General features: G+C 67.3%; 22 protein-coding genes. 7 read left to right on the top strand and 15 right to left on the bottom strand.

The annotated features are described in order from the left end of the window. Positions 1 to 701: 701 nt before the first annotated feature. Positions 702 to 1,685 carry a LysR family transcriptional regulator gene (locus BLS66_RS18200; RefSeq protein ID WP_049465578.1) on the bottom strand — a complete coding sequence of 328 codons (984 nt, stop codon included), beginning with the start codon at positions 1,683 to 1,685 and terminating at the stop codon, positions 702 to 704. A gap of 208 nt (positions 1,686 to 1,893) precedes the next feature. Between BLS66_RS18200 and cysK the strand changes: the two genes are divergently transcribed. Together cysK and BLS66_RS18190 are read left to right on the top strand one after the other, a co-directional pair. Next, positions 1,894 to 2,853, top strand: a complete 960-nt coding sequence (gene cysK, locus BLS66_RS18195; protein ID WP_049465581.1) for a cysteine synthase A — start codon at positions 1,894 to 1,896, stop codon at positions 2,851 to 2,853. Between the two features lie 266 nt (positions 2,854 to 3,119). After that, positions 3,120 to 3,719 (top strand): O-acetyl-ADP-ribose deacetylase, encoded by a 600-nt coding sequence (locus tag BLS66_RS18190; RefSeq protein WP_049465584.1) that lies wholly within the window; start codon positions 3,120 to 3,122, stop codon positions 3,717 to 3,719. Positions 3,720 to 3,812: 93 nt separating this feature from the next. Here BLS66_RS18190 and BLS66_RS18185 read toward each other — a convergent pair whose 3' ends face one another. From BLS66_RS18185 to gap, 8 genes are all read right to left on the bottom strand, one after another. Next, positions 3,813 to 4,952 carry an ABC transporter substrate-binding protein gene (locus tag BLS66_RS18185; protein ID WP_074726482.1) on the bottom strand — a complete coding sequence of 380 codons (1,140 nt, stop codon included), beginning with the start codon at positions 4,950 to 4,952 and terminating at the stop codon, positions 3,813 to 3,815. A gap of 129 nt (positions 4,953 to 5,081) precedes the next feature. Then, positions 5,082 to 6,086, bottom strand: a complete 1,005-nt coding sequence (locus BLS66_RS18180; protein WP_049465590.1) for a class I fructose-bisphosphate aldolase — start codon at positions 6,084 to 6,086, stop codon at positions 5,082 to 5,084. A 225-nt stretch (positions 6,087 to 6,311) separates the two neighbouring features. Further along, a complete protein-coding gene (pyk, locus tag BLS66_RS18175; RefSeq protein WP_049465592.1) occupies positions 6,312 to 7,778 on the bottom strand; it encodes a pyruvate kinase in 1,467 nt (488 codons plus the stop codon). A 210-nt stretch (positions 7,779 to 7,988) separates the two neighbouring features. Next, on the bottom strand, positions 7,989 to 8,642 hold the full coding sequence (locus tag BLS66_RS18170) for an HAD-IA family hydrolase (protein ID WP_049465596.1): 654 nt from the start codon (positions 8,640 to 8,642) through the stop codon (positions 7,989 to 7,991). Beyond that, positions 8,639 to 9,814, bottom strand: coding sequence for a phosphoglycerate kinase (locus tag BLS66_RS18165; protein ID WP_049465599.1), 1,176 nt, complete (start codon positions 9,812 to 9,814; stop codon positions 8,639 to 8,641). Before BLS66_RS18165 ends, BLS66_RS18170 begins: the two co-directional genes overlap by 4 nt. Before the next feature lie 264 nt (positions 9,815 to 10,078). Continuing rightward, positions 10,079 to 11,455, bottom strand: coding sequence for a DUF3999 domain-containing protein (locus tag BLS66_RS18160; RefSeq protein WP_074726481.1), 1,377 nt, complete (start codon positions 11,453 to 11,455; stop codon positions 10,079 to 10,081). After that, positions 11,452 to 14,112 (bottom strand): DUF2339 domain-containing protein, encoded by a 2,661-nt coding sequence (locus BLS66_RS18155; RefSeq protein WP_074726480.1) that lies wholly within the window; start codon positions 14,110 to 14,112, stop codon positions 11,452 to 11,454. Before BLS66_RS18155 ends, BLS66_RS18160 begins: the two co-directional genes overlap by 4 nt. A gap of 125 nt (positions 14,113 to 14,237) precedes the next feature. Beyond that, the gene (gene gap / locus BLS66_RS18150) at positions 14,238 to 15,242 is read right to left on the bottom strand and encodes a type I glyceraldehyde-3-phosphate dehydrogenase (protein ID WP_049465610.1); all 1,005 of its coding nucleotides are present in this window, start codon (positions 15,240 to 15,242) and stop codon (positions 14,238 to 14,240) included. A gap of 192 nt (positions 15,243 to 15,434) precedes the next feature. On the opposite strand from gap, the gene BLS66_RS18145 reads away from it, so the two are divergent. The 3 genes from BLS66_RS18145 (at position 15,435) to BLS66_RS18135 (ending at position 17,913) form a co-directional block, all read left to right on the top strand. Continuing rightward, positions 15,435 to 16,064 (top strand): OmpW/AlkL family protein, encoded by a 630-nt coding sequence (locus BLS66_RS18145; RefSeq protein ID WP_049465611.1) that lies wholly within the window; start codon positions 15,435 to 15,437, stop codon positions 16,062 to 16,064. A gap of 218 nt (positions 16,065 to 16,282) precedes the next feature. Further along, positions 16,283 to 17,101, top strand: a complete 819-nt coding sequence (locus BLS66_RS18140) for a S1/P1 nuclease (RefSeq protein ID WP_074726479.1) — start codon at positions 16,283 to 16,285, stop codon at positions 17,099 to 17,101. An 11-nt stretch (positions 17,102 to 17,112) separates the two neighbouring features. Then, on the top strand, positions 17,113 to 17,913 hold the full coding sequence (locus BLS66_RS18135; protein ID WP_074726478.1) for an MBL fold metallo-hydrolase: 801 nt from the start codon (positions 17,113 to 17,115) through the stop codon (positions 17,911 to 17,913). Between the two features lie 54 nt (positions 17,914 to 17,967). Here the strand turns inward: BLS66_RS18135 and BLS66_RS18130 are convergent, their stop codons facing one another. The 3 genes from BLS66_RS18130 to BLS66_RS18120 are packed head-to-tail and all read right to left on the bottom strand — an operon-like array spanning position 17,968 to position 20,127. Continuing rightward, positions 17,968 to 18,531, bottom strand: coding sequence for a hypothetical protein (locus tag BLS66_RS18130; RefSeq protein ID WP_074726477.1), 564 nt, complete (start codon positions 18,529 to 18,531; stop codon positions 17,968 to 17,970). Next, entirely contained in the window at positions 18,528 to 19,769 is a 1,242-nt protein-coding gene (locus BLS66_RS18125; protein ID WP_074726476.1) for a M56 family metallopeptidase, read from the bottom strand. The genes BLS66_RS18130 and BLS66_RS18125 overlap by 4 nt, the downstream gene beginning before the upstream one ends. Beyond that, positions 19,762 to 20,127: a BlaI/MecI/CopY family transcriptional regulator gene (locus BLS66_RS18120; protein ID WP_012481135.1), complete on the bottom strand. Its 366-nt coding sequence runs from the start codon at positions 20,125 to 20,127 to the stop codon at positions 19,762 to 19,764. Before BLS66_RS18120 ends, BLS66_RS18125 begins: the two co-directional genes overlap by 8 nt. Before the next feature lie 118 nt (positions 20,128 to 20,245). Between BLS66_RS18120 and BLS66_RS18115 the strand changes: the two genes are divergently transcribed. Both BLS66_RS18115 and BLS66_RS18110 read left to right on the top strand, forming a co-directional pair. Beyond that, positions 20,246 to 20,803, top strand: a complete 558-nt coding sequence (locus BLS66_RS18115) for a flavin reductase family protein (protein WP_053461268.1) — start codon at positions 20,246 to 20,248, stop codon at positions 20,801 to 20,803. A gap of 33 nt (positions 20,804 to 20,836) precedes the next feature. Then, positions 20,837 to 22,789 carry an acetyl-CoA hydrolase/transferase C-terminal domain-containing protein gene (locus tag BLS66_RS18110; RefSeq protein WP_074726475.1) on the top strand — a complete coding sequence of 651 codons (1,953 nt, stop codon included), beginning with the start codon at positions 20,837 to 20,839 and terminating at the stop codon, positions 22,787 to 22,789. A gap of 88 nt (positions 22,790 to 22,877) precedes the next feature. Here BLS66_RS18110 and BLS66_RS18105 read toward each other — a convergent pair whose 3' ends face one another. The 3 genes from BLS66_RS18105 to tkt form a co-directional block, all read right to left on the bottom strand. Next, the gene (locus BLS66_RS18105; RefSeq protein WP_074726474.1) at positions 22,878 to 23,183 is read right to left on the bottom strand and encodes a HigA family addiction module antitoxin; all 306 of its coding nucleotides are present in this window, start codon (positions 23,181 to 23,183) and stop codon (positions 22,878 to 22,880) included. Positions 23,184 to 23,194: 11 nt separating this feature from the next. Continuing rightward, entirely contained in the window at positions 23,195 to 23,473 is a 279-nt protein-coding gene (locus BLS66_RS18100) for a type II toxin-antitoxin system RelE/ParE family toxin (RefSeq protein ID WP_032962148.1), read from the bottom strand. 314 nt (positions 23,474 to 23,787) lie between these two features. After that, positions 23,788 to 25,785: a transketolase gene (tkt, locus tag BLS66_RS18095; RefSeq protein ID WP_049469278.1), complete on the bottom strand. Its 1,998-nt coding sequence runs from the start codon at positions 25,783 to 25,785 to the stop codon at positions 23,788 to 23,790. Positions 25,786 to 25,826: the final 41 nt, after the last annotated feature.

Genomic DNA, 25,826 nt, shown 5'->3' with positions numbered 1-25,826 from the left:
GTTGCTGAATTGGCGAAACTGCTCTCCATGGACGGCCACATCCAGCGTGGCTTTGCTCACATCAATCCCGATCCCAAACATGGCAGAACTCCGCTAGGCTGACAGGGTCGAGAGCTCTCCCCGCTTGCCCAGTCTTATCAGTTCGAGCGCCAACTCAACCAACTGTTCGGGCGGTTCAGGGAGAATCCGGCGTGGGGACCCAAGCTACTTCTCGGTCGCAAGACCTGGATCCACACGGTCGCCCACGCCGGGCTCTCGGCACCCAAGGTGCCAGATCGGCAAGAGATAAGATCCACGCCATGCGTGGATGAGTCTCCATCGGAATCGAATATTTCGAATTGGAATCGAAATGCGTCCACGCATGGCGTGGATCTACCGTGCCGACCAAGGTCAACACCTACCAACAGCCACCGGAACCTGTCAGAGGTGGGGCGGTGTGGGCAGGCAGGACCGTTGGCGCCATGGATGGCGCCATCGAGCCCCCATGGGTGAGGGCGCTTTGCTTGCGAAGCACTGCTTCGCAAGCGCCCGAACGCGCAGCCGCCGGCGGCTGGGCCGGACCGCGGAGCGGGGTTTACGGCGTGTCCTGCCTGCCCACACCGCCCCGCCATCCCACGGAATACACGCTTCTGCTGTTGCTGTTGCCGGCCAGCGGCCGGCACTACCGCGGGTGCAGGGCTGCAAGCCCTGCTCGACCCACCTCACACCGTGATGGTCTGGGTCAGCGACTCCCAGGTCGGTGGCAGCGGCCACGCGGCCGCCTGGTTGCCGTCCAGCACCCTGCGCAGGTCGCGCGGATCGATCTGCGGGGCCAGCACGTGCACCAGCTCCAACGCGTAATCACGCAGCACGCGGTCGCGTGGCAGCACTGCCCAGGCGATGCACTCGGCAATCGGCGCCGGCGCCGGCCAGGCCTTCAGGTCTTCATCGTTGGAACTGACCGCCATCTCGGCCAGCAGGCCCACGCCCAGGCCCGTACGCACGTAGGTCTTGATCAGGTCGGCATCGAGCGCGGTCAGTGCCAGGTCGGGCACCAGCCCATGGGCGGCGAAGGCGCGTTGCAGCGACGAATTCGGGCGGGTCGAGGATTCGTAGCTGATCAACGGCTGCCGCGCCAGCGCGGCCAGGTCCGGTGCGCGACCGGCGCGGTCCAGCGGGTGGCCCTTGGGCACCACCACCAGCCGCCGCCAGCGGAACAAGGGAACCGCGATGCCATCGGTCGGTTCGCCGCCAGCGGTGCTGATGATCGCGATATCGGCATCCCCCTGGTTCAAGCGGTCCAGCGCGTCGGCTTCACCGGCCTGCTGCAGGTGCACGCTGACCTGCGGGTAGGCCTGCTTGATCGCCGCCACCGCCGGTGGCAGCACGAAGCGCGCCTGGGTGTGGGTGGTGGTCAGGATCAGCTGGCCCTGGCTCTCGCGGCGCTGGTTGGCGGCGTAGGTGCGGATGTTGTTGGCCTCGGCCAGCACCGCGCGGGCACGGGCGATCACCTCGGTGCCGGCCGGGGTGACCGACTCCAGGCTGCGGCCCTTGCGCACGAACAACAGGAACCCGAGCTCATCCTCCAGCTGCTTGAGCTGCTTGGACAGGCCGGGCTGGGTGGCGTGCACGCGCGAAGCGGCCAGCGTGATGTTCAGCTCGGCGTCGGCGATGGCAACCAGGTAGCGCAGCTGGGTCAGCGTCATGGGAGGCAGGCGGCGTGGGGCGGAGGTCCACTCTATGGTCAATTGCCGTCACCAGCTTATAACCAAAGGTTGTTTAAGAAAGGTATCTGGTCATTTCCGGGCGTCATATGCCGGCGCTACGGTCAGCCGGCAGCCGCTGGCCTGAACAGCCAGCCCTCCCCCTTCGCCCGCCGAAGCCCGGCGTGGCCCCCGTTTCCGGAGCGCTTCCATGGCCCTGTACGACTCCATCCTCGATACCGTCGGCAACACCCCCATCGTCAAGCTGCAGCGCCTGGCGCCGCCGCAGGTCAGCGTCTACGTCAAGGTTGAATCGTTCAATCCGGGCGGCTCGGTCAAGGACCGCCTGGCGCTGGCGATCATCCTCGATGCCGAAGCACGTGGCCTGCTCAAGCCGGGCGACACGATCGTGGAGGCCACCTCGGGCAACACCGGCGTGGCGCTGGCGATGGTCGCCGCCGCGCGCGGCTATAAGTTCGTGGCCACCATGGTCGAGACGTTCTCGGTGGAGCGCCGCAAGCTGATGCGCGCGTACGGTGCCAAGGTCATCCTGACCCCGGCCGCCGAACGCGGCAGCGGCATGGTGCGCAAGGCGCGCGAGCTTGCCGAGCAGCACGGCTGGTTCCTGGCCAGCCAGTTCGCCAACCCGGCCAACCCGGCCTATCACCGCAACACCACCGCTGCGGAAATCCTGCGCGACTTCGCCGGCAAGCGGCTGGACTACTTCGTCAGCGGCTGGGGCACCGGCGGTACGCTCACCGGCGTAGGCGAGGTCCTGAAGGTGGCGCGCCCGCAGACCCGCATCATCGCCACCGAGCCGGCCGGCGCTGCCCTGCTCAAGGGCGATGACTGGAAACCGCACAAGATCCAGGGCTGGACCCCGGACTTCGTGCCGGACGTGCTCAATCGCGATGTGGTGGATGAACTGCTGTCGGTCGAAGATGACCGCGCGATCGCCACCGCGCGCCGCCTGGCTGCCGAGGAAGGCATCTTCGTCGGCATCTCTGCCGGTGCCACTGTGGCCAGCGCGCTGGACGTGGCGGCCCGCGCAGAACCGGGCGCGGTGATCCTGGCGATGCTGCCGGATACCGGTGAACGCTACTTCTCCACGCCGCTGTTCGCCGATGTCAACGAAGGCTCCGACGACGACTGGCTGGCCGGCCTGCCGTGACATCCGGGTCAGAGCCTTTTCCATCCGGAAAAGGATCTGACCCCATCCTGTTACGGGCCCGGGGTCGGATCCCTTTTCCGAAGGGAAAGGGCTCCGACCCCGTTCTGCTTCAGCCTGCGTGAAGGCGTCGCCCGCCATCGTGCGTGAAGGCCGTCGGATCGCAGCGCGTGAGACGGTCATGACGCAGCATCGATGCCCTGTCCCCTACCGTGGGAACAGCCGGCGCAGCTGCTGCGCGGATCACCTCACAGGCAGGAGACGGACGCATGAAGATCGAGGTTTGGCAGGGTGACATCACGACCCTGGCGGTGGATGCGATCGTCAACGCGGCCAACGAAACACTGCTCGGTGGCGGCGGTGTCGACGGCGCGATCCATCGCGCGGCCGGCCCGGCCTTGCTGGCCGAGTGCGCGCAGTTGCCGGAGTTGCGCCCGGGCGTGCGTTGCCCGACGGGCGAAGTGCGCGCCACCAGCGCCCATGCGCTGCCGGCGCGCCATGTACTGCACACGGTCGGCCCGGTCTGGCATGACGGCCAGCGCGACGAACCGGCGTTGCTTGCGAACTGCTACTGGAAGTCGCTGCAGCTGGCCGAGTCGCTGGGCGTGCAGTCGATCGCGTTCCCGGCGATCAGCTGCGGTGTCTATGGCTATCCGCTGTACCAGGCGGCGCAGATCGCAGTGACCGAAACACTGGCCTGGCAGCGCAGCCACGCGCAACCGATGCGGATCGTGCTGGTGGCGTTCAACACCGCCACCGCCAAGGCCTACCAGCAGGCGCTGAACGCCGCCGGGCAAGGCGCGGACAGCGAACCGCGCGGGTCGATGCTGCCGCCCTTGGGCGATGCGGGCTTTGCCGCCGCGCACTGACCGCCGGTACGCAACGCATGAAGAAAAGGCCGGGCAATGCCCGGCCTTTTCCTTGGCAGCGTTGCGCTGATCCACGCGGAGCGCGGATCACCGTCAACGACTGGCGGCTTCCACGGCTGCAGCATCATCGGCGCTGGCCGCAGCATCGGCCGCTGCACGCGCCGCCGAAGCCGCAGCTCCATCCGCGCTGGCACCCTCCACCTGCACGCGCACTTCCACCAGGCCCGCGCCATTGCTCAGGCTGGACACATCCACGGTGTAGTGACCGGCCGGCAGGGTTTCTTCCAGCCGCGCATTGGTATCGTTGCCGCCGTCATCGTCGGTCAGCTCGACGCCGCCGCCAACGACGCGCAGCACGGTATCGACCTGGCTGGAGATCGCATCCAGGCGGACATCGGCCGGGCGGTCCAGGGACAGCAGGAAGCGGCGGCGGCCATCGTTGTCGAGCATCGTGTACACGCTGCCCGACTTCGGCAGCGCCGTGCCATCACGTTCAACCAGGTTGCCCGGCAGCTCGATGCGCTTGGCAGACAGCTTGAACATGCCGCTGACGCCGCTGCCAAGGCCACGTGCCGTCAGGGTGTACTTGCCCGGCTTCAACGACAGGCTCAGGCGCGAGTTGATGCCGTCACCATCATCGTTCTCGGCATCCACGTCCGGCCCTTCCAGCTTCAGCACCGGATCGAACGCATCCGACTCCAAGCGGATGTCGTACAGGCCGGCCTTGTCCACCTGCAGGGTGTATTCCTGGGCTTCGCCGGCCAGCATGTCGACGATTTCGCCAGCGCCGGCGATCGGCTTGCCGTCGTACGGCACCAGCTTCTCGGCACGCAGACGGTACGGACCGTAATCGGTCGAGCCGTTGGCGTTGACCGCCACCTGGTAGGTGCCGGCACCGTTGGCACGGAACGCCAGCGAGACGTCGTCCGCGCGCTCGTAACCGGTGGCACTGCTGGCCACCAGGCTGCCGTTGCTGAATACCGCGATCGAGCCACTCAGCGAACCGGTCAGCTTCAGTCCAACCAGCTGCCGGTCTTCCAGCTTGATCTGGTAAAGCTGGTGGTGGCTGCCATCGTTGTAGTTGATGCCGCTGCGCGAGGTGATCTCGCCGGACACTGGTTTGTCGAAATCGAGGGACGCGGCCTTGCCCGCATCCGCGCCGCCGCCGATGCGGTTGCAACCGCCGGCGACGAGGGCCGTGGCAACGGCCAGAGTCATTGCTGCCAGACGCATGTTGTTTCTCCTTGGCCTTCCATGTGGTTCCCGCGTACCGGCCGGGCACACGGGGGCGGAAAAGATACCCGCAAAAGCAAACGCCGGCGCGATGCCGGCGTTGCCCTGTTCATCCAGCGATCGGGCGGATCAACCGTTCCACTTGCCCAGCGCGGCCAGGCCATTGTCCTTGGCGCGCTCGTACACGGTCTTCTGGGCGGCGGCGTAGTTGCCCTTCATGTCCTTGGCCCACAGCTTCAGCGCGGCCTGCTGCATGGCGCGGCCGTAGGAGAAGCTCAGCGGCCACGGCAGGTTGCCCAGCTGGTTCATCGCGTTCAGGTGTTCGGTGGACTGCTCGTCGGTCTGGCCGCCGGACAGGAACACCACGCCCGGCAGGATCGCCGGCACGGTGCTCTTCAGGCACATCACGGTCGACTCGGCCACTTCCTCGACATCGGCCTGCTCTTCGCAGTCCTTGCCCGAGATGACCATCGATGCCTTCAGGATGGTGCCTTCCAGCAGCACGTTCTGCTGGTACAGGGCGTCGAACAGCGAACGCAGGGTGGCTTCGGTCACTTCGTAGCAGGTTTCGATGTCATGGTCGCCATCCATGATCACTTCCGGCTCGACCATCGGCACCAGGCCGCATTCCTGGCACAGGGCCGCATAACGGGCCAGCGCATGGGCATTGGACTCGATGCAGGTACCCGACGGGATGCTCTCGCCGATGTTGATCACCGCACGCCACTTGGCAAAGCGCGCGCCCAGCTTGTAGTACTCCTGCAGGCGCTCGCGCAGGCCGTCCAGGCCTTCGGTCACCAGCTCGCCCGGGCAGCCGGCCAGCGGGTGCGCACCCTTGTCCACCTTGATGCCCGGAATCATGCCGTGGTCGGCCATGTACTTGGCGAACGGCACGCCGTCCTTGGTCGACTGGCGGATGGTTTCGTCGTACAGGATGGCGCCGGAAATGTGCTCGTTGAGCTTCGGCGTGGTCAGCAGCAGCTCGCGGTAGGCGCGACGGTTCTCCTCGGTGTTCTCGATACCGACGCCGGCGAAACGCTTGGCGATGGTAGCGGTGGATTCGTCGATCGCGATGATGCCCTTGCCCGGGGCGACCATGGCCTGGGCGGTTTCAGCCAGCTGTTCGATGCTCATGTATTTCCTGTGGCGGGTGCGGGAAAAACGTAAGTATAGCCCTGCTGCCCGTTGCCTCGCCATGGAGGACAGGATGGAAACGCTTCCACGTCTACGCAGGACAATGGATGTCCTGCGGCATGGGGTCAGAGCCCCTTCGGGGATCTGACCCCTGGCCAGTACGGGGTCGGATCCCCGCAGGAGGCTCTGACCCCGGATCGGCAGCGCCGACCCGACCGTCAGGGCTTACAGGTCGCCCAGGCCGATGGCGCGGCCGTCCTCGCCCACTTCCAGCAGGCGCAGGGTATTGGTGGCACCGTGGGTTTCCATGTGCTCGCCGCTGGTGAACACGACGCGGTCACCGGCCTGCAGCAGTTCCGATTCGACCAGCAGGCGGATGCTGCCGCGCGCCGCTTCGCGCGGGGTCAGGCCGCGGCTGTCGAAGTTGATCGGGAACACATCGCGCATCAGCGCCATCTGGCGACGCGCACCATCGTGGCGGGTCACCGCGAACACCGGTGCCTTGGCGCGGAAACGCGACAGGTAACGCGCGGTGCCGCCGGATTCGGTCATCGCCACGATCGCGCGCACGCCCACGTGCTGCGACAGGAACATGGTGGCCATGGCGATGGCCTGGTCGGCACGTTCCAGGTTGCGCGGCGAGGCATTGAAGTCGGTCTCGGTCTGGAACTGGCGCTCGGCCCCCAGGCAGATGCGCGCCATCGCTTCCACGGCCTTCACCGGATAGGCACCCGCGGCGGTTTCGGCCGACAGCATCACCGCGTCGGTACCGTCGATGACCGAGTTGGCCACGTCCAGCACTTCGGCGCGGGTCGGGATCGGGCTTTCCACCATCGACTGCAGCATCTGCGTGGCGGTGATCACCACCTTGTTCTGCGCCAGCGAGGCCTTGATGATCTTCTTCTGCAGGCCCGGCAGCTCGGCATCGCCGATTTCCACACCGAGGTCGCCACGGGCGACCATCACCACATCGCTGGCCTCGACGATTTCTTCCAGGTTCTCGATCGCCTCGGTGCGCTCGATCTTCGACACCAGCGCCGCGTCACAGCCGTGCGAGCGCGCGATGTCGCGTGCGTCGTTCATGTCCTGTGCGTTGCGGCAGAACGACACGGCGATGAAGTCGACGCCGATCTTGGCGACGATGCCGATCAGTTCCTTGTCACGCTCGGTCAGCGCACCCAGCGAAAGGCCGCCGCCCTGCTTGTTCAGTCCCTTGCGGTCGGACAGCACGCCGTCGTTGAGCACGGTGTTGACGATGCGGTCGCCCTGCACTTCCACCACCTGCAGCTGCATCAGGCCGTCGTCGAGCAGCAGGACGTCACCCGGGCCCACGTCCTGCGGCAGGCCGAGGTAGCTGACGCCCACCTGGCTGGCATTGCCGGGCCCGGCGTTTTCGCTGGCGATCAGGTCGAAGCGGTCACCCGCCTTCAGCTGCACCTTGCCTTCGGCGAAGCGCTCGATGCGGATCTTCGGGCCCGGCAGGTCGGCCAGGATGCCCACTTCCACGCCCACCCGGGCCGACGCGGCGCGCACTTCGGCGGCGCGCTTGGCCTGGCCGGACGGATCGCCATGGCTGAAATTGAGGCGCACCACGTTGACGCCGGCGCGGAACAGATCCTCCAGCACGCCCGGCGGGTCAGTGGCCGGACCGAGGGTGGCAAGGATCTTGGTGCGACGCTGACGCTCGAACATGGTGGATGGGCCTCTCCCGTTAAAGAACGGAAATTAGCACATCCTTCACGCCGCATGTATACGGTTACAGCCTTGTGCCGCCTGACTCCGCGGGTCATCGAACGGACATCATGCGGACATACGGTGGCGCAGGGCGTTCTGCAGCGCCGAGCCCATGCCCGGCCGGGCATGCGCCGGACCAGCCGGGCATCGGCTCCGCGCTACAGGAAGCTAGGCCAGCAGCGTTTCCAGCTGCGCCGGTTCGCGTGCCAGCTGGCCAGCGCCGGCCGCAGTGAGTTCCGCCTCACCGCCAAAGCCCCACAGCACACCCACGCTGCGCAGGCCGTGGTGACGCGCGCCTTCGATGTCCATGCGGCGGTCGCCGATCATCCAGCACTGTGCGGGCTGCACCTGCAGCCGGCGCAGAGCTTCCCCGACCAGCTCCGGCTTGTGGCTGCGCGAGCCATCCAGGGTCGAACCGATGATCTCCTCGAACAGCCCGCCAAACGGCAGGTGCTCAAGGATGCGACGCGCATGCGGCTCGTTCTTGGCGGTGACCACCGCCAGGCGGTGGCCACGGCCATGCAGCGTGCGCAGCGTGTCTTCCACCTGCGGGTACACCGTGTGTTCGCGCCAGCCTTCGACGTCGAACCGCTCGCGGTAGTAGCCCACCGCCTGTTCCACCCGCGCCGGTTCGATGAACAGCGGCGTGAAGGTGGTGCGCAGCGACGGACCGATCCAGCCCAGCAGGGTTTCCTGCGGCGGCACCGGATGGTCCATCTTCTGCAGCGCATAGGCGATGCAGGCGGTGATGCCGACCTGCGAATCGATCAGCGTGCCGTCGAGGTCGAAGAACAGCACATCCCTGTTGCGGTCGGCACTCATGCGCCGCGCGCGTCGAGGGCGGCGACCGCCGGCAGGGTCTTGCCTTCCAGGAATTCCAGGAATGCGCCACCGCCGGTGGAGATGTAGCTGACCTGCCCGGCGATATCGAACTTGTCGACTGCGGCCAGGGTGTCGCCGCCGCCAGCGATCGAGAACGCCTTCGAGCCGGCGATGGCGCGGGCCAGCGCTTCGGTGCCCTTGCTGAAGGCGTCGAATTCGAACACACCGACCGGACCGTTCCAGACCACGGTGCCGGCCTTGTCGATCAGCTGCGCGTACTGCGCGGCAGTCTGCGGGCCGATGTCGAGGATCAGGTCGTCTTCGGCGACGGCGTCGACCGCCTTCACTTCGGCAACGGCATCCGGCATGAACTGCTTGGCGGTGACCACGTCGACCGGCAGCGGGATGTCGGCGCCACGCGCCTTGGCGTCGGCCACGATCTTCTTCGCGGTGTCCAGCAGGTCCGGCTCGTACAGCGACTTGCCGACGTTGTAGCCCGCCGCAGCAATGAAGGTGTTGGCAATGCCACCACCGACGATCAGCTGGTCGACCTTGCCGACCAGGTTGGCCAGCAGCTCCAGCTTGGTGCTGACCTTGCTGCCGGCGACGATGGCCAGCAGCGGCTTGGCCGGTGCGTCCAGCGCCTGCGCCAGCGCGTCCAGCTCGGCCATCAGCAGCGGGCCGCCGGCAGCGACCGGGGCGAAGCGGATGACACCGTGGGTGGACGCCTGCGCGCGGTGCGCGGTGCCGAAGGCATCCATCACGAACACATCGCACAGGGCGGCATACTTCTTCGAAAGGGCTTCATCGTCCTTGCCCTCGCCGACGTTCATGCGGCAGTTTTCCAGCAGCACCAGCTGGCCCGGCTGCACGTCGACACCGTCGACCCAGTCACGCACCAGCGGAACCTCCCGGCCAAGCAGCGCGGACAGCCGCTGCGCGACCGGCGCCAGCGAGTCGGCCTCGCTCCACACGCCTTCCTTCGGGCGCCCCAGGTGCGAGGTGACCATCACCGCCGCGCCCTGCTCCAGCGCGCGCTTGAGCGTCGGCAGCGAAGCGGTGATGCGCTGTTCGGAGGTGATGCGGCCATTCTCGATCGGCACGTTCAGATCCTGGCGGATCAGCACGCGCTTGCCGGAGAGGTCGAGGTCGGTCATGCGGACGATGGACATGGGCAACTCTTTGGCTCGGGGACGGGATGCCGGAGTACGGCAGACGGGCATTGTATCGGCTGCGGGTGGTGGCAGGGCCGATGCCTGCGGCACGCAGAAGCGCAGAGCGACAGCGACAGCAAAAGCGCTGGCGCTTCGTGTTGCTTTGGATGGCCGGGGTGGTGTGGGCTGGCAGGGGACGCCGTAAACCCACCCCGCCCGGCCAAGCGCGGCTGTTGCTTTACACGCCCCCCACCCACGAGGGGCTCCGCCGTTCGCCGCAACCTACGCCGAAGGCGTCGGCTTCTGCCGAAGCAAGCTGAGCGCCAGGCCACCCACCACCAGCACGCCCAGGCCCAGCAACGCCCACAGCAACCACGACTTCCAGTCGCGTTGCGGCTTCAGCGCCGCATCACCCGCCAGCGGCTCCGGACTGCCTTCCAGTCGCGCCAGGGTCGGCTGCCACGATGGATCGTTGCGCTGCCGCAGTTCCTCGATCAGCACGCCGATCGGTGCGTCGGTGCGGCGCGCCGTCGCGCTGCCCACCGCCAGCGCGTAAGGCGCCGCGCCCTGGCTCAGGAACACCAGCACTTCCGGCTGGTAGCCCAGCCGCAGTGTCGGGGCGGTGGCGGTTTCCGCCGGATTCGCCACGAGCTTCCAGTAGCGGTCGCGGTGCACCCCGCCCAGCGGCTGTGCCGCCGACTGCTGGCGCTGGCCCTGCGTGCCCTGCTGCACCTGGTAGGCGATCCACGGCGCGCTGCGGCGCTGCCACTCGGCACCCTCGTCATCGCGACTGAACAGCGTCCACTGCACCAGGCTGTTATCGGTGCTGGCCACATCGGCACGTGCCACCGGGAACCGGCCATCCATCTCGAAGGTGTACTCGCCCTTGCCGTTCGTGGTCGGCTCCAGCGACAGCCATTCCCACGGCAGCGTCGCCGGCGCTGGCGGCAGCTCCGCCAGCACGCCGCGCAGGGTCGGCAGCTGCGAATCACCCTGCGCCAGAACACGCAGGTAGCGCGCGGCCCCATCCACCTGCAGGCGGCGCTGCAGCAGGCGCTTGCCGGCGCGCTGCAGGTCCACCAGCGGCACGTCGCGGCCGATCGGGCGCCAGTGCTGCAGATCGTCGCTGGCATCCACCTGCACCTGTGCCTGCAACGGCTGGCCGCTGTCGGCCCAGTCCAGCACCAGCGCCGCCAGCGGCTGCTGGTCGAGCATGCTGGCGTCAATCAGCCAGCCGCCCTGCCCCTTCGCTGCCCCCGCGCCCCCCACCCGCGCTTCGACCCGGCGCACGCGGCCATCGGTATCGCGTTCGGTCAGCAGCTGCAGGTCATTGCGCTGGGCATCGGCCAGCGGCGGCAACGCGAACCACGGCAGCTCGCGCTGCACCGGCGGCTGCGCCAGCGGCTGGTCCGGCGCCAGCAGTGCCGACGGCAGCAACTGGCTGGCCGCGTTGAACACCTGCAGGTCGCTGAGGTCGGCGCTCACGGCGCGGCGGTAGATCGCCGGCTCCAGCACGATGCGGTAAGCACCGGACTGCGCGCTGGACAATGTGAGCGGCCATTGCTCGGCATACTGCGTGCGGTAATCAGCCGCCTGCACCACGACGGCGGCCAGCATGCCGAACATCGCCGGCAGCAGCGCCCTGCTCCACTTCCTCATTGTTTTTCCTCCACGGACGGCGCGGCACTGGGCGGCGCCGGTGCCAGATAACCCACGACCGTGCACAGCAGGCCGTAGGCAATGAACGATGCAATACCCAGCAGGTTGCCCAGGTGCTGGCGATCGACAAGGACCAGCTTGGCCAGTACCACGCCCATCAGCACCGCACCGACCATCCACAACACGCGCTGGCCACGCCGCGAGCCCCACACCCACGCGATCACGCCGAGCACGCTCCACAGCACGGTCAGGCTGGTCTGGGCCAGGCTGAAGCGCATCATCGACGCGCTCCACGCCAGGCCACCCCACTGGTGCACGCCGTGCAGCACCAGGCTGGTCAGCGCGACGAAGGCCGCCAGTGCCAGCAGCGGCAGGCGCATCTTCAGCAGCCCCTGCGGTGCCTGGTCGCCGTACAGCCAGCGCGCCAGCAGCAACAGGCTCAGCCACTGGCCGATCTCGGCCGGATTCAGCACCGGCAGCCACAGCAGCGGTGCGGCGTCGCCCGGCAGCAGCTGGCCGAACAACCAACCGACCGACAGCAGGCCGAACAGCACGCATTGCAGGGGCACACGCACGCGGTCGAATGCCTCGCCCAGCGGCCAGCGCAGTGCGTTCCAGCGCCACAGCGACAGCGCCGCCATCAGCAGCCACGGCACGGTCACCAGCAGGGTCGTCCAGCCCTGTGCCAGATCGGCTTCGCCGCCGCCCCAGAGGGCCAGCAGCGAAAGCAGCGACGGCCACAGCAGCCACCACAGGAACTGCGCGATGCGGGCCACGGTATCGCCGCCCTGGCGCAGGCACAGCAGGGTGCGCACGCCCAGCACCGCGAACGCCGCCCAGGCCAGCGCGCCATAGCCGGCGAACGGCTGGTGGTGTGCATCGCTCTGCATCAGGGCCAGCGGGAAGCCCAGCGCGAGCATGGCCAGCGCCGTCACGCCCAGCGCACGCGCCGGTTGTCGACGCTGCACTTCGGCCGCCAGCCAGGCAGTGACCGCGGCCAGCACCAGCAACGCGTCCACTTCAGTGCGGTACGGGAAGAAGCGAGTGATCTCATGGGCCAGGCCGCCCAGCCACCACAGCAGGCCCCACAGGTAGTACACCAGTGCGACCTCATGACGCGGCCGGCGCTGGTAGCTCCACGCCGACGCAAAACCGGCCAGGGCCAGCAACAGCGCGCCGATGGCGGTCGGATTGATCAGGAAGCGCAGGTCCTCATGCCAATGGTCGCCGCCGGCAACGAAAGCGAACGCGGCGCCGATCTGCAACAGGGCGCCGGACACCTGCGGCAGCCAGCGCTTCTGGCGCAGGCCCAGCCACGCCAACCCGGCACCTTCCAACGCGAACACCGCGCCGGTGGCGCGCGCCGACAATGCCAGCGGTACCGCCAGCGTGGCGAAACCCACCGCAAGCACGGCATGCGACTGCGCCAGCACGGTATAGGAGGCGCGTGCGATCAGCGCCCGGGCCAATACCGCGTAGATCGCGGCCAGGCCCAGCGCGCACAGTGCCAGCGTCATCGGTTGCGCGTGCAGCATGCCCGCCTGCAGCGAGAACGCGACCAGCGGCGTGCCGAACACCAGGCTGCCATCGACCAGGTCACGCCGGCCGGCTGGCTGGCGGCGGGCGTACAGCAGCGGAATCAGCAGGTAGAACACGAAGAACAACAGCAGGAACGGCTCAGTGCTGCTGAACTTGTCCGGTACGTACTGCAGCACGCCCCAGAAGGTGCCGATGCCGAAGGTGAAGGCGAAGCCCAGCAGGTTCAGTGCGCGCCATGGGCGGAACCACGCAATGGCGAAGATGCCCGCGTTGAGCACGGCGTAGTAGCTGAACAGCCCCACGTGGTTGCCACTGCCGGTGGACAGCCACAGCGGTGCCATGAAGCCGGCCAGGATGCCCAGTACGGCCAGCGTGCGCGAGTTCTGCACCACCGCCAGCACGCACAGCCCGGCTACCAGTGCGATCGAACTGGCAAAGGCAAAGGCCGGCGGAATCAGGTCGAAGCGCTTGAAGGCCGCAAAGATGGTCAGCAGCAGCACGCCGATGGCACCGCCCTGCAGCGCCAGCGCAAACAGGCGCCGGCGTTCGCGCTGGTGCCAGCCGAATGCCAGCAGGCCCAGCGCAGCCACGGTGATGCCGGCCAGGCGCAGTTCGATCGGCAGCACCAGCCAGCCCTGGTCGCTGACGTACTTCAGCAGCGCCGCGACACCGGCCAGCAGCACCAGCATGCCGATCTTGACCGGCACGTTGCCTTCGGTGAACCAGCGCTTGACCGCACCGATGCCGCGCTCGATGACGTTGGGCAGGGCCGGTTCGGAAGGCAATGGCGGCTGCACCGGCACCGGCGGCACCGGCGGTGGTGCAGCCGGGCGTGGTGCAGGTGCGTCGGCGGGTGCTGCTTCGCGCACCGGGGGCCGAGGGAGTTGCGACGCCGCAGCGGCGACCGGCCGCAGGAACGGGGGGTCGGCACTGGCGGTGGGCGTGGCCACAGGCCGTTCAGGCGCGGCGGCGGGCGTGGCGGTGGCAGGCCCCGCGGCCAGCGCGCCTTCCAGGGCGGCAACGCGGCGGCGCAGGCCGGCAATCATCACCAGTGCCACCACCAGCAGCAGCGGGATGGCCAGAAGAACCAGTACGACCAGGGCTATCAGTGCTTCCATTGCGTGCTTCCAATGCGATCCCGCGCCCCAGCGGCGGCGGTCGACGGCTCCATGCTACGACAGGGCGGCCCCCCTGAACGACGAACCCCGGCCAGGCCGGGGTCCGTCTGCGATCTGCGCCAGCCTTACTTGGCGGCGATGACCTTGGCCATCTCCAGGCACTTGTTGGAGTAGCCCCACTCGTTGTCGTACCAGGTCACCAGCTTGACGAAGGTGCCGTCCAGAGCGATGCCGGCGTCGGCGTCGAACACCGAGGTGCAGGTTTCGCCGCGGAAATCGGTAGCCACGACCTTGTCTTCGGTGTAGCCCAGGATGCCCTTCAGCGGGCCTTCGCTCTGTGCCTTCACTTCGGCGCAGATCTCGGCGTAGGTGGCTTCCTTTTCCAGCTCGACGGTCAGGTCGACCACCGACACGTCCGAGGTCGGCACGCGGAAGCTCATGCCGGTCAGCTTCTTGTTCAGTTCCGGGATGACCACACCGACGGCCTTGGCCGCACCGGTGGACGAGGGAATGATGTTCTCCAGGATGCCACGGCCGCCGCGCCAGTCCTTGTTGGACGGGCCGTCAACGGTCTTCTGGGTGGCAGTGGCCGCATGCACGGTGGTCATCAGGCCACGCTTGATGCCCCACTTGTCGTTGATGACCTTGGCCAGCGGGGCCAGGCAGTTGGTAGTGCACGACGCGTTGGAGATGATCGCCTGGCCGGCGTAGGTCTTGTCGTTCACGCCGAACACGAACATCGGCGTGTCGTCCTTCGACGGGGCGGACATGATGACCTTCTTGGCGCCGGCATCGATGTGCTTCTGCGCGGTTTCCTTGGTCAGGAACAGGCCGGTGGCTTCCAGCACCACGTCGGCGCCGACTTCATCCCACTTCAGGTTGGCCGGGTCGCGTTCCTGGGTCAGGCGGATCTTCTTGCCGTTGACCAGCAGGTCGTTGCCCTGCACCGCCACGTCGGCCTTGAAGCGGCCGTGCACGGAGTCGTACTTGAGCATGTACGCCAGGTAGTCCGGCTCCAGCAGATCGTTGATGGCCACGATTTCGATGTCGTCGCCGAAGTTCAGCACCGCCGAGCGCAGGACGTTACGCCCGATGCGACCGAAACCGTTGATACCAACCTTGATTGCCATTTCTCAAGCTCCTGCGGCCGCGACAGGTGCGGCGGGATGGGTAGGGCCCACAAGTCTAGCAAACCGCCGCTGGCCACCGTGGGCCAGCCGGGACCGCCGGCCGGCCCACGGACAGGATTTGATCCGGATCAAAGCGTTAGCGCGGCGTGAGGCCGAGACTGTCGCCATCCACCCAGCAACGAGAACACCCCCATGCGCAAGACCTCCCCCCTGATCGTGGCCAGCCTGGCCGCCGCCCTGTCCCTCGCCGCCGCCCCGGCCATGGCCCAGTCCAAGGGCGACTGGACCGTTTCGGCCGGCGTGCACCAGGTGGCACCGAAGTCGAACAACGGCTGGCTGGCCGGCGGCACCCTGAAGGTCGACGTCGACAACGACGTCAAGCCGACCATCACCGGCGAGTACTTCATCGCTGACAACCTGGGCATCGAAGTGCTGGCCGCACTGCCGTTCAAGCACGACATCAACATCAACGGCCTGGGCCGCGTCGGCAGCACCAAGCAGCTGCCGCCGGTGGTGACCCTGCAGTACCACTTCAACAGCAAGGGCAAGGTGTCGCCGTTCATCGGTGCGGGCGTGAACTACACCACCTTCTTCAGCGAAGACACCACTGGCGCGCTGGCCGGCAGCAAGCTGAAGCTGCAGGATTCGTGGGGCCTGGCGGCACACGCCGGCGTGGACTTCGCGATCGGCGAGAAGGGTGCCCTGCGCGTGGACATGCGCTGGATCGACATCGACAGCAAGGTGAAGTTGAACGGCGAGAAGATCGGCACGGTCAACATCGATCCGCTGGTCTACGGCGCTTCGTACGTCTTCAAGTTCTAAGCGGAGTGTTGAACGCGGGGGCTTCGCCCCCGCTCCCCCGCCACACGCAAAACCCTCGCAGCATGTTGCCCCGGTGATTGCCGGGGCTTTTTTGTTCCTGGGACGGAAGCATTTCCGGTGCTGGGGCGAGGCGGGGAGCGCCGCCCCTTCCGCTGCGCTCCCACTTCGGAACAGGAACGCGCCGCTCTTCAATCCACCTACCCCGCTAGAATGGGCGCATGAAAGCCCTGCACTCCCTGTTCCTCGCCGCCGCCCTGGCGCCGGCCCTGCTGTCCGTCGCCGCCCCTGCCCACGCCTGGGGCGCGCAAGGCCACCGCCTGGTTGCCGAAGTCGCCGACGCCCGCCTCAACCCCGCCGCCCGCGCCGAAGTGGACCGCCTGCTGGCCACCGAACCGGACGCCACCCTGGCCAGCATCGCGCCCTGGGCCGACCAGCTGCGCGCCAAGGACCCGGGCCTGGGCCGTCGCTCGGCGGGCTGGCACTACGTCAACATCGCCGAAGACGACTGCCACTACGAAGCACCGAAACACTGCAAGAACGGCAACTGCATCGTCGAAGCCCTCAAGGCGCAGAGCGCCATCCTCGGCGACCGCAGCCTGACCGACGGCGAGCGCCTGCAGGCACTGAAGTTCGTCGTGCACCTGGTCGGCGACATCCACCAGCCGATGCACGCCGGTTATGCCCACGACAAGGGCGGTAACGATTTCCAGCTGCAGTTCGGCAACCGCGGTACCAACCTGCACTCGCTGTGGGACAGCGGCATGCTCAACACCCGCAAGCTGGACGATGCCGGTTACCTGCCGCTGCTGCAGAGCCAGCGCGCGCCGAAGCTGGCGCGGCAGTCCAACCCGCAGCGCGACCCGCAGACGTGGGCCGAGGCCAGCTGCCGCATCTCCATGCAAGCTGGCGTTTATCCGGCCACGCGTAAAATCGGTGACGAATACACCGAGCGCTACCGGCCGCTGGCCGAAGCGCAGCTGCGACTGGCCGGTGAGAACCTGGCGCAGTTGCTGAACCGCGTGCTCGGCACGCGCTGAGGAGCATTCCGATGTCGGTCCAGGTGCAGTCGTTCTTCCACCGTGACAGCAACACCTTCAGCTATCTGGTCAGCGACCCGGCCAGTGGCGAGGCAGCGCTGATCGACCCGGTGCTGGACTACGACCCGGATACCGACGCCAGCAGTGAAGCGCCGCTGCATGCCGCGTTGCAGGCCATCGAACAGCACGGCCTGCAGCTGCGCTGGCTGCTGGAGACCCATGCCCATGCCGACCATGTGTCGGCCGGGCGCCGCCTGAAGCAACGTTTCCCGCAGGCCACGCTGGCCATCGGCGAAGGCATCCGCGCGGTGCAGGCCACCTTTGCGCCGCGCTACGGCCTGCAGCTTCCTGCGGCAGATGAAATCTTCGATCACCTGTTCAGCGATGGCGAAATCTTCGCTATGGGCGAACAGCGCTGCCAGGTGATCGCCGTACCCGGCCATACCAGCGACAGCATCGCCTACCTGATCGGCGATGCGCTGTTCACCGGCGACTCGCTGTTCATGCCCGATGGCGGCACCGCCCGCTGCGATTTCCCCGGCGGCGACGCCGCGCAGCTGTACCGTTCGATCCAGCGCCTGCTCGCACTGCCCGACGCCACCCGCGTGTTCGTCTGCCACGACTACGGTCCGGGTGGCCGCGGGTTCGCCAATGAAACCACCATCGGCGAACAGCGCGCGCACAACATCCACGTGCACGAGGGCGTGGCCGAGGCGGAGTTCGTCAGCGTGCGCCAGGCCCGCGATGCCACGCTGGACGAGCCAGCGCTGATGCAGCCCGCAGTAAAGGCCAACATCCAGGGCGGGGCCTGATCGCCATTGCTTTGCACGCCGGGCATGGTCCGGCGCTACTTTCATCGCAAACGATCATTTCCCCTGCGTGCGCACCACGTGGCGGCCCTTCACGATCTCGAAGGTGAAGGCGTACTGCAGGGTGACCGCCACCGGTTCGACGCGCTCGGCGCTGCGGCAGTCACCGCGATCGGCAGGCACCCTGCCCGCCGCGAAGTGGCAGACCGCAGCGGGCGAGTACTTCCACATCGCCACAGCCTCCTGCGCGGCCTGCAGCAAGGGGGCATTGTCTGGTGCCTCGCCCGCACCGCATCCGCTGCGGTCGGTCAGCGGGATGCTGCGCTCAACGCTGCCCTCCGCATCCACCACCACCTGCAGGCAGACGGTGGTCGGCGCCAGTTCCGCGCGCGGGTCACGATCGCCGACCTCCGGGTCCGGTGCCGCGTACAGCTGCGGCATCCGGTAGCCTTCGGTCGCACCCAGCGCATACACCTGCAGCTGCTCACTGCCGCCGCCCGCCTGCGGCTGCAGGCGTTGGTGGCCGACATTCTCACTGCGCGTATCGACGGTGGTCAGGCGGTCCTGGCTCGCACACCCCGCCAGCAACGCTGCCGCCACGATCAGCGGCGCGGACTTCACTGGGTTTCCTCGGTATCGTCCATGGCATAGGTGATCGGAATGCGTACGGCAGCGGCTACCGGCTTGCCATTCTTCATCGCCGGCCGATAGGTCCAGCTGCGTGCCGCAGCGATCGACACCGCATCGAACACGCCCGGATTGGTGGCACTGAGCACGCGGACATCGCTGGGACGCCCCTGCGCATCCACCTCCACGCGCAGGTTCACCACGCCGACCTGGCGCTGCTCGAACGCGGATTTCGGATAGGACGGCGGTGGCATCCTGTCGATCTGGATCGGACGGTCCAGCCCCGCCTTGGCCGCATCCGCTTCCGCGTGCTCGAACGGCTCGACACCGATCCTTGGGCTTCCTACCGCACTGCCCTGGCTGGCCCACGCCACCGCTCCCATTCCCACGCACAACCCGACCACCAGCACCTGACCGGACACCCACGGCAGTGCCTTCCGCTTGGACTGCTTCAACATGGCGATACGCTCCTTCAACACGGGTTGGCTGCGCCAATGGCAGACCGCTGGCGCAACCGGGTGAACCAGCTGCGCCTTCAGCAGCGTGCTGGCGTAGAGGCCGCGCAGCGCAGGCTGCGGGGCGATGGTGCGGGCATCACAGGCCAGCTCCTGGTCGCGCAGGAAGCGGCGTGCGGCCCATGGCAGCAGCGGGTGAAACCAGAACACCGCTCGCGCCAGCAGCAACGCGCCGTTGGCCCAGTGATCACCATTGCGACGGTGGCTGCGCTCGTGCTGCAGGATCAGCCCCTTCTCCTGTGCGCTGAACTGCTGATCGAAGTCCGGGCCCACCACGATGCGCGGCCGCCACAGGCCAACCAGCGCTGGCAGGCCTGGGTCACCACTGGCCTGCCAGCTGCCATCGGCGCGCGGCTTCAGTGAGCCCATCCGCCGTTGGAAACGACGCTGCGCGCGCAGGTCGCGCAGCAGGCAGAGGCCCATGCCCAGTGCCCATAGCGCCAGCAGCAGCCCGGCCCATGGCAACGACGGCCCGTTCAGGGCATCGATGGCACCGGGCATTACTTTCAGCGGCAGCGTGGGTACCTGCTGCAACAACGCAGCCCGCGGCAACGGCAGCAGCAGGGCCACCAGCAGCAGCGGCAGCAGCCACCAGCTGCGGTAGGCCAGCCCAGCGCCGCCCAATCGCACCAGCAATGGCCGCATCAGCGCCAGCAGGGCTACGCCCACTGCCAGCCACAGGCTGGCCTGCCACAGTCCGTCGAGCAGCTCAGTCATGGTCCAGCTCCTGGATCAGCTTCTTCAGTTCGGCGATGTCCTGTGCGCTCAGCTGGCCGCGCTCGCTGAAGTGCGCCACCAGCGGCGCCACGCGCCCTTCGAAGACACGGCCGATGAAGTCCTGGCTCTGCGCCTCCACCCACGCCTGGCGCTGCAGCAGCGGCCGGTACAGGTAGCGCCGGCCATCGCGCTCGGCGGCGATCGCGCCCTTGGTCAGCAGGCGGTTGAGCAGGGTCTTGATGGTCGGCTCGGCCCAATCGCGGTGGGCCAGCGCGGCGACCACTTCGTCGGCACTACGCGGTGCCTGCTGCCACAGCACCTCCATCACAACGGCTTCGGCTTCGCTGATCGGGGTCATGGTTTACATCCGTAATCGATGATCCGATTACGCGCGTAATCGAACCACCTGTCAAGCCCCTCGACTCCAGGTTCATCCCGGCTGCGCCAGCATCGATCCCTCCCGCCCAGGGCCCCGGATGAAAGCGCTGCCCAAGAAGGATTTCCCGGTCGAGCAGGCCCGCCGCTTCCTCGAACCCGGCCCGATCGTGCTGGTCAGTACCGCTTGGCGCGGCCAGCGCAACCTGATGACGATGGGCTGGCACATGGTGATGGGCTTCTCGCCTTCGCTGGTCGCCACCTACCTGTGGGACGCCAACCACAGTCATGCGCTGGCGCGTGGCAGCGGCGAGTGCGTGATCAACGTGCCCGGGGTGGAACTGCTCGATACCGTGGTGGATATCGGCAACTGCAGCGGCCGCGAGGTCGACAAGTTCGCCCGTTTCGAGCTCGATGCGCTGCCCGCGCGCGAGGTCGGCGCGCCGCTGGTTGGCCAATGCCATTCGTGCTTCGAATGCCGGTTGTACGACGACAGCCAGGTGGCGTCGAGCAATCTGTTTGTCTGGGAAATCGTGCGCGCCCATGTTGCGCCCCGGCCGAAACTGCCGCGCACGGTGCATTACCGCGGCGATGGGCAGTTCATGGTGTCCGGCGCGGAAGTCTCGCGTCGACGGCGGTTCAAGCCCGACATGCTGTAATGCCCGACTCCCCCACACGCAGGACCGCCGCGCATGACCGAACACCTCACCGACCTGGACGCCGCCGTCGATTGGTTGTTTGCGCGCGTGGACGGGCCGCTGCGGATCGGGGCACCGCTGGCACTGGGCAAGCCGCATCGGCTGCTCAATGCCCTCTACGCACGCGTCGAACATGATCCTTCGCGGCCGCTGCAGCTGTATACCGCGCTGTCGCTGAACCCGCCGAAGGCGCGGGGCAACGGCCTGGAGGCGCGCTTCCTGGCGCCGTTCGCGCAGCGCCATTTCGGCGATGATTTCCCGCGCCTGGCCTATGCCGATGCGATCGCGCGTGACGCGCTGCCAGCCCATGTGCAGGTGGAAGAGTTCTACATGCAGTCCGGTGCCCTGCTCGGGTCGCGGCAGGCACAATCCAGCTATACCAGTCTGAACTACACCCACGCCGCCGACGCGGTCGCGCAGCGCGCACCGCAGGTGATCGTGCAGAAGGTGGCGATGCGCCCGAACGACCGCCGGCTTTCGCTTTCGTGCAACAACGACATCACCCAGGACACGTTGGATGCGATGGCCGCGCGTGGCCTGCCGCGCCCATTGCTGGTCGCCGAGATCGATCCGCAACTGCCCTACCTGGGCGGCTCGGCCACGGTCGATGTGTCGTTCTTCGATCTGGTGATCACCCCGCCGCCGCCGTATCCGGCGCTGTTCGGGCTACCGCGGCAGCCAGTCGGCGATGCCGACTACGCCATTGGCCTGTACGCCAGCACGCTGGTGCGCGACGGCGGCACTCTGCAGATCGGCATCGGCACGCTGGCCGATGCACTCAGCCATGCACTGGTGCTGCGCCACACCGACAACGCGCGCTACCGCCGCGTGCTGCACGCGCTGGATCCGCAGCTGGCCAGCCACCCGCTGGTGCAGGAAATCGGCGGGCTGGATCCGTTCGAGGTGGGCCTGTACGGCTGCAGCGAGATGCTCAACGAAGGCTTCCGGCGGCTGGTGCAGACCGGGGTGATCAAGCGCAAGGTGCACGACGACCTGGCGCTGATGCAGCGCATCGAGAACGGCAGCACGTTGTCGATCGACCACGCCACCCTGGCCGCCGAGGGTGAGTACCTGCACGGCGCGTTCTACCTGGGCTCGCCGGAATTCTACGAGTGGCTGCGCACGCTGCCGGAAGACGAATGCCGCGCGATCGGCATGCGCCGCATCAGCGAGATCAACCAGCTGTACGGTGGCAACGAGACGCTGGAACGCCTGCAGCGCCGCCATGCGCGCTTCTTCAACTCCTGCATGATGGCCACCGCGCTGGGCGCGGCGGTGTCGGACGCGCTGGACGATGGACGCGTGGTATCCGGTGTGGGCGGCCAGTACAACTTCGTGGCGATGGCACATGCGCTGCCGGAAGCGCGCAGCGTGCTGATGTTCCGCGCCGCGCGCGATGACAAGGGCCAGCGCGCATCCAACGTGCGCTGGAACTACGGGCACACCACCATCCCGCGCCACCTGCGCGACATCTACCTCAACGAATACGGCATCGCCGACCTGCGCGGGCTGACCGACGAGGACTGCGTGCACGCAATGACCGCGATCACCGAGGCGCCGTTCCAGGATGAGCTGCTGCAGCAGGCGCAGGCCTCGCGCAAGCTGCTGGCGGCCGCGCAACCGGACCCGGCGCGCCAGCAGCGCAACACGCCGCAGGCGCTGGCAGCGGCGTTGGCCCCGTTCCGCGCCGATGGCAGCCTGCCCGACTATCCGCTGGGCAGCGATTTCAACGAGATCGAGCAGGTGCTGGTGAAGGCGCTGGCCTGGCTGAAGGCCAATACGCAGACCCGCGCCGGCAAGCTGCGTACCGTCTGGGCAGCGCTGCGCCAACCGGCAGGCGACGGCGATGCGGTGTACCTGCAGCGCATGGGCCTGCAGGCGCCGAAGGATTTCGCCGAACGCCTGGACGCGCGACTGCTGCGCCTGGCACTGGCGCGCACTGCCTGAAAAAAGGGGACGGAGGGGATTAAGTCGTATGTGCACATGCGACTTAATCCCCTCCGTCCCCCTTTTTTCATCCACGCATGACGTGGAGCTACTGTCCGCTCCTCACTGAATCCTCCAGATACAGGCGGGCAATCGGTGGATGCGCTCGATGCTCGACCTGCCACAGATCGTATGCCGCCTGCATCGCGAGCCACATGCGAGCATTGCCCAGACCTGCAAGCTCAAGGCGGAATGCGAGTTCTGCGGAAATGCCGGCGTGCCCGTTGATGATCGTCGACAGCTGGCCGCGCGAATAGTCGAGATGCTGTGCCAGCGCACTGATCGACATACTGATCGCCGGCAGGACATCTTCGCGCAGCGATTCCCCGGGATGCGGCGGATCATGCAACGGCATCGAGCAGACTCCTAGTGGTAATCAAGGTAATCGACCAGTTCGACGTCGAGCCCACGAAAGCGGAACACCAATCGCCAACTCGCCGAGACACTTACCGCCCAGTAGCCGCTATAGCTCCCGCGCAGGGGGTGCAGGCGATTTCCGGGCAGCCCCATGTCCCCAGGCAGACGGGCCTGATCCAGCTGCAGAAGCAAACGCCGCAATCGAGCCACATGATCGGCACGGACTCCGGAAATGTCGCCCCGCTCATAGAGCGCCTTCAGGCCCTTATGCCTGAAGCTGACGATCATGCGACGACAGTGTAAGGCATCACCTTACACCCCGCAAATCCACCGTGGTTTTCTGCGCCGCGCGTCTTGTCCATGACTACTTCTGAGGGGTGCCTCGGCCGGCCCTCCTTTTCGCAGAGAACGCAGATCAGATGAAGAGGCCAACGCGACAGCAGCACCGCCGGGCGGAACGGGCCGAGCAGAGGAAAAGGGGACGGAGGGGATCAAGTCGTGTGTGCACATACGACTTGATCCCCTCCGTCCCCTTTTTTTGGTCTGGAGAACGGGAAAGGCCGGCGTGCGCCGGCCTTTCCTTCATTGCACCGCGAAGCGGCTTACAGCGACTTGGCCGCTTCCACCACGTGGGCGGTGGTGATGCCGAAGTGCTTGTACAGCTGGTCTGCCGGAGCCGAGGCACCGAAGGTGTCGATACCGATCACCGCACCGTCCAGGCCGACGAACTGGCGCCAGAAACCGGTGACGCCGGCTTCCACCGCCACGCGCTTGCGCACTGCATTCGGCAGCACCGCTTCACGGTAGGCCGCATCCTGGCGCAGGAACACATCGGTAGACGGCATCGAGACCACGCGGGTCTTGATACCGGCCGCATCCAGCTGGGCCTTGGCTTCGGTGGCCAGCGAGACTTCCGAACCGGTGGCGATCAGGATCACGTCCGGGGTACCGGCGGCATCAGCCAGCACGTAGCCGCCGCGCTCGATCTGCTTGATCTGCTCGGCGCTGCGCGGCTGGTGCGGCAGGTTCTGGCGGCTGAACACCAGGCAGCTCGGGCCATCCTGGCGGGTGATCGCGGCCTTCCAGCTCACCGCCGACTCGACCGCATCGCACGGACGCCACACGTCGTTGTTCGGGATGTAGCGCAGCGAGGCCAGGTGCTCCACCGGCTGGTGGGTCGGGCCGTCTTCGCCCAGGCCGATCGAGTCGTGGGTGTAGACGTGGATGGCGTGGGCCGGGATCAGCGCGCTCATGCGCACGCCGTTGCGGGCGTAGTCGCTGAACACCAGGAAGGTGGCGTCGAACGGAATGAAGCCACCGTGCAGGGCCAGGCCGTTGGCGATGGCGGTCATGCCGAACTCGCGCACGCCGTAATACACGTAGTTGGCGTTGGCGTCGTCGCTGGCAACCGATTTGCTGCCCTTCCAGAGGGTCAGGTTGGAGTGCGCCAGGTCGGCCGAGCCGCCGACGATTTCCGGCAGCAGCGGGGCGAAGGCTTCGATGGCCAGCTGCGAGGCCTTGCGCGAAGCGATCGTCGGGCCTTCAGCGGCCACCTGGGCGATGTAGGCATCGGCCTTGCCAACGAAGTCGGCCGGCAGTTCGCCGTGCGAGCGACGGGTCAGCTCGGCCGCTTCCGCCGGATACTGGCTGGCGTACTTGTCGAACAGCTGCTCCCACTCGGCCTGGCGCAGGGTGCCGGCGCCGTTGGCACGCCAGCCGTCGTAGATCGCCTGCGGGATCTCGAACGGGCCGTATTCCCAGCCCAGCTGCTTGCGGGTGGCTTCCAGCTCGTCCTTGCCCAGCGGTGCGCCGTGGCTGGATTCCTTGCCCGCCTTGTTCGGCGAACCAAACCCGATGGTGGTGCGGCAGCAGATCAGGGTCGGCTTGTCGCTCTGCGACAGCGCGGCCTCGATGCCGGCCTTGATGCTCTCCGGGTCGTGGCCATCGACGTCGCGGACCACGTTCCAGCCATAGGCCTCGAAACGCTCCGGGGTATTGTCGGTGAACCAGCCCTCGACGTTGCCGTCGATGGAGATGTGGTTGTTGTCCCAGAAGCAGACCAGCTTGTGCAGGCCCCAGGTACCGGCCAGCGACGCGGCTTCGTGCGACACGCCTTCCATCAGGCAGCCATCGCCCATGAACACCCAGGTGCGGTGGTCGACCACTTCCAGCTCCGGGCGGTTGAAGCGCTGAGCCAGCAGCTTCTCGGCCAGGGCGAAGCCCACGGCATTGGCGAAACCCTGGCCCAGCGGACCGGTGGTGGTTTCCACGCCCGGGGTCTCATGACGCTCCGGGTGGCCGGCGGTGTGGCTGCCCAGCTGGCGGAACAGTTTCAGCTGCTCGATCGGCAGGTCATAACCGCTCAGGTGCAGCAGTGCGTACTGCAGCATCGAACCGTGGCCGTTGGACAGCACGAAACGGTCGCGGTTGAACCAGTGCGGGTTGCTCGGGTTATGGCGGAGGTAGTCGTTCCAGAGGACTTCGGCGATGTCGGCCATGCCCATGGGCATGCCGGGGTGGCCGGACTTTGCGGTTTCAACCGCATCGGCGGCAAGGAAGCGGATGGCGTTGGCCAACTGGCGACGGGTAGGCTGCGTCATGGTTCTGTCGGAATCGGGAGGCGGCCGCGGACGTGCGGGCG

Origin of the sequence: Stenotrophomonas pavanii (assembly GCF_900101175.1) — a bacterium.
GTDB classification, from domain to species: Bacteria; Pseudomonadota; Gammaproteobacteria; order Xanthomonadales; family Xanthomonadaceae; genus Stenotrophomonas; species Stenotrophomonas pavanii.
Note: the sequence above shows the minus strand (reverse complement) of the source record. Positions and strands in the feature narration are given on the sequence as shown.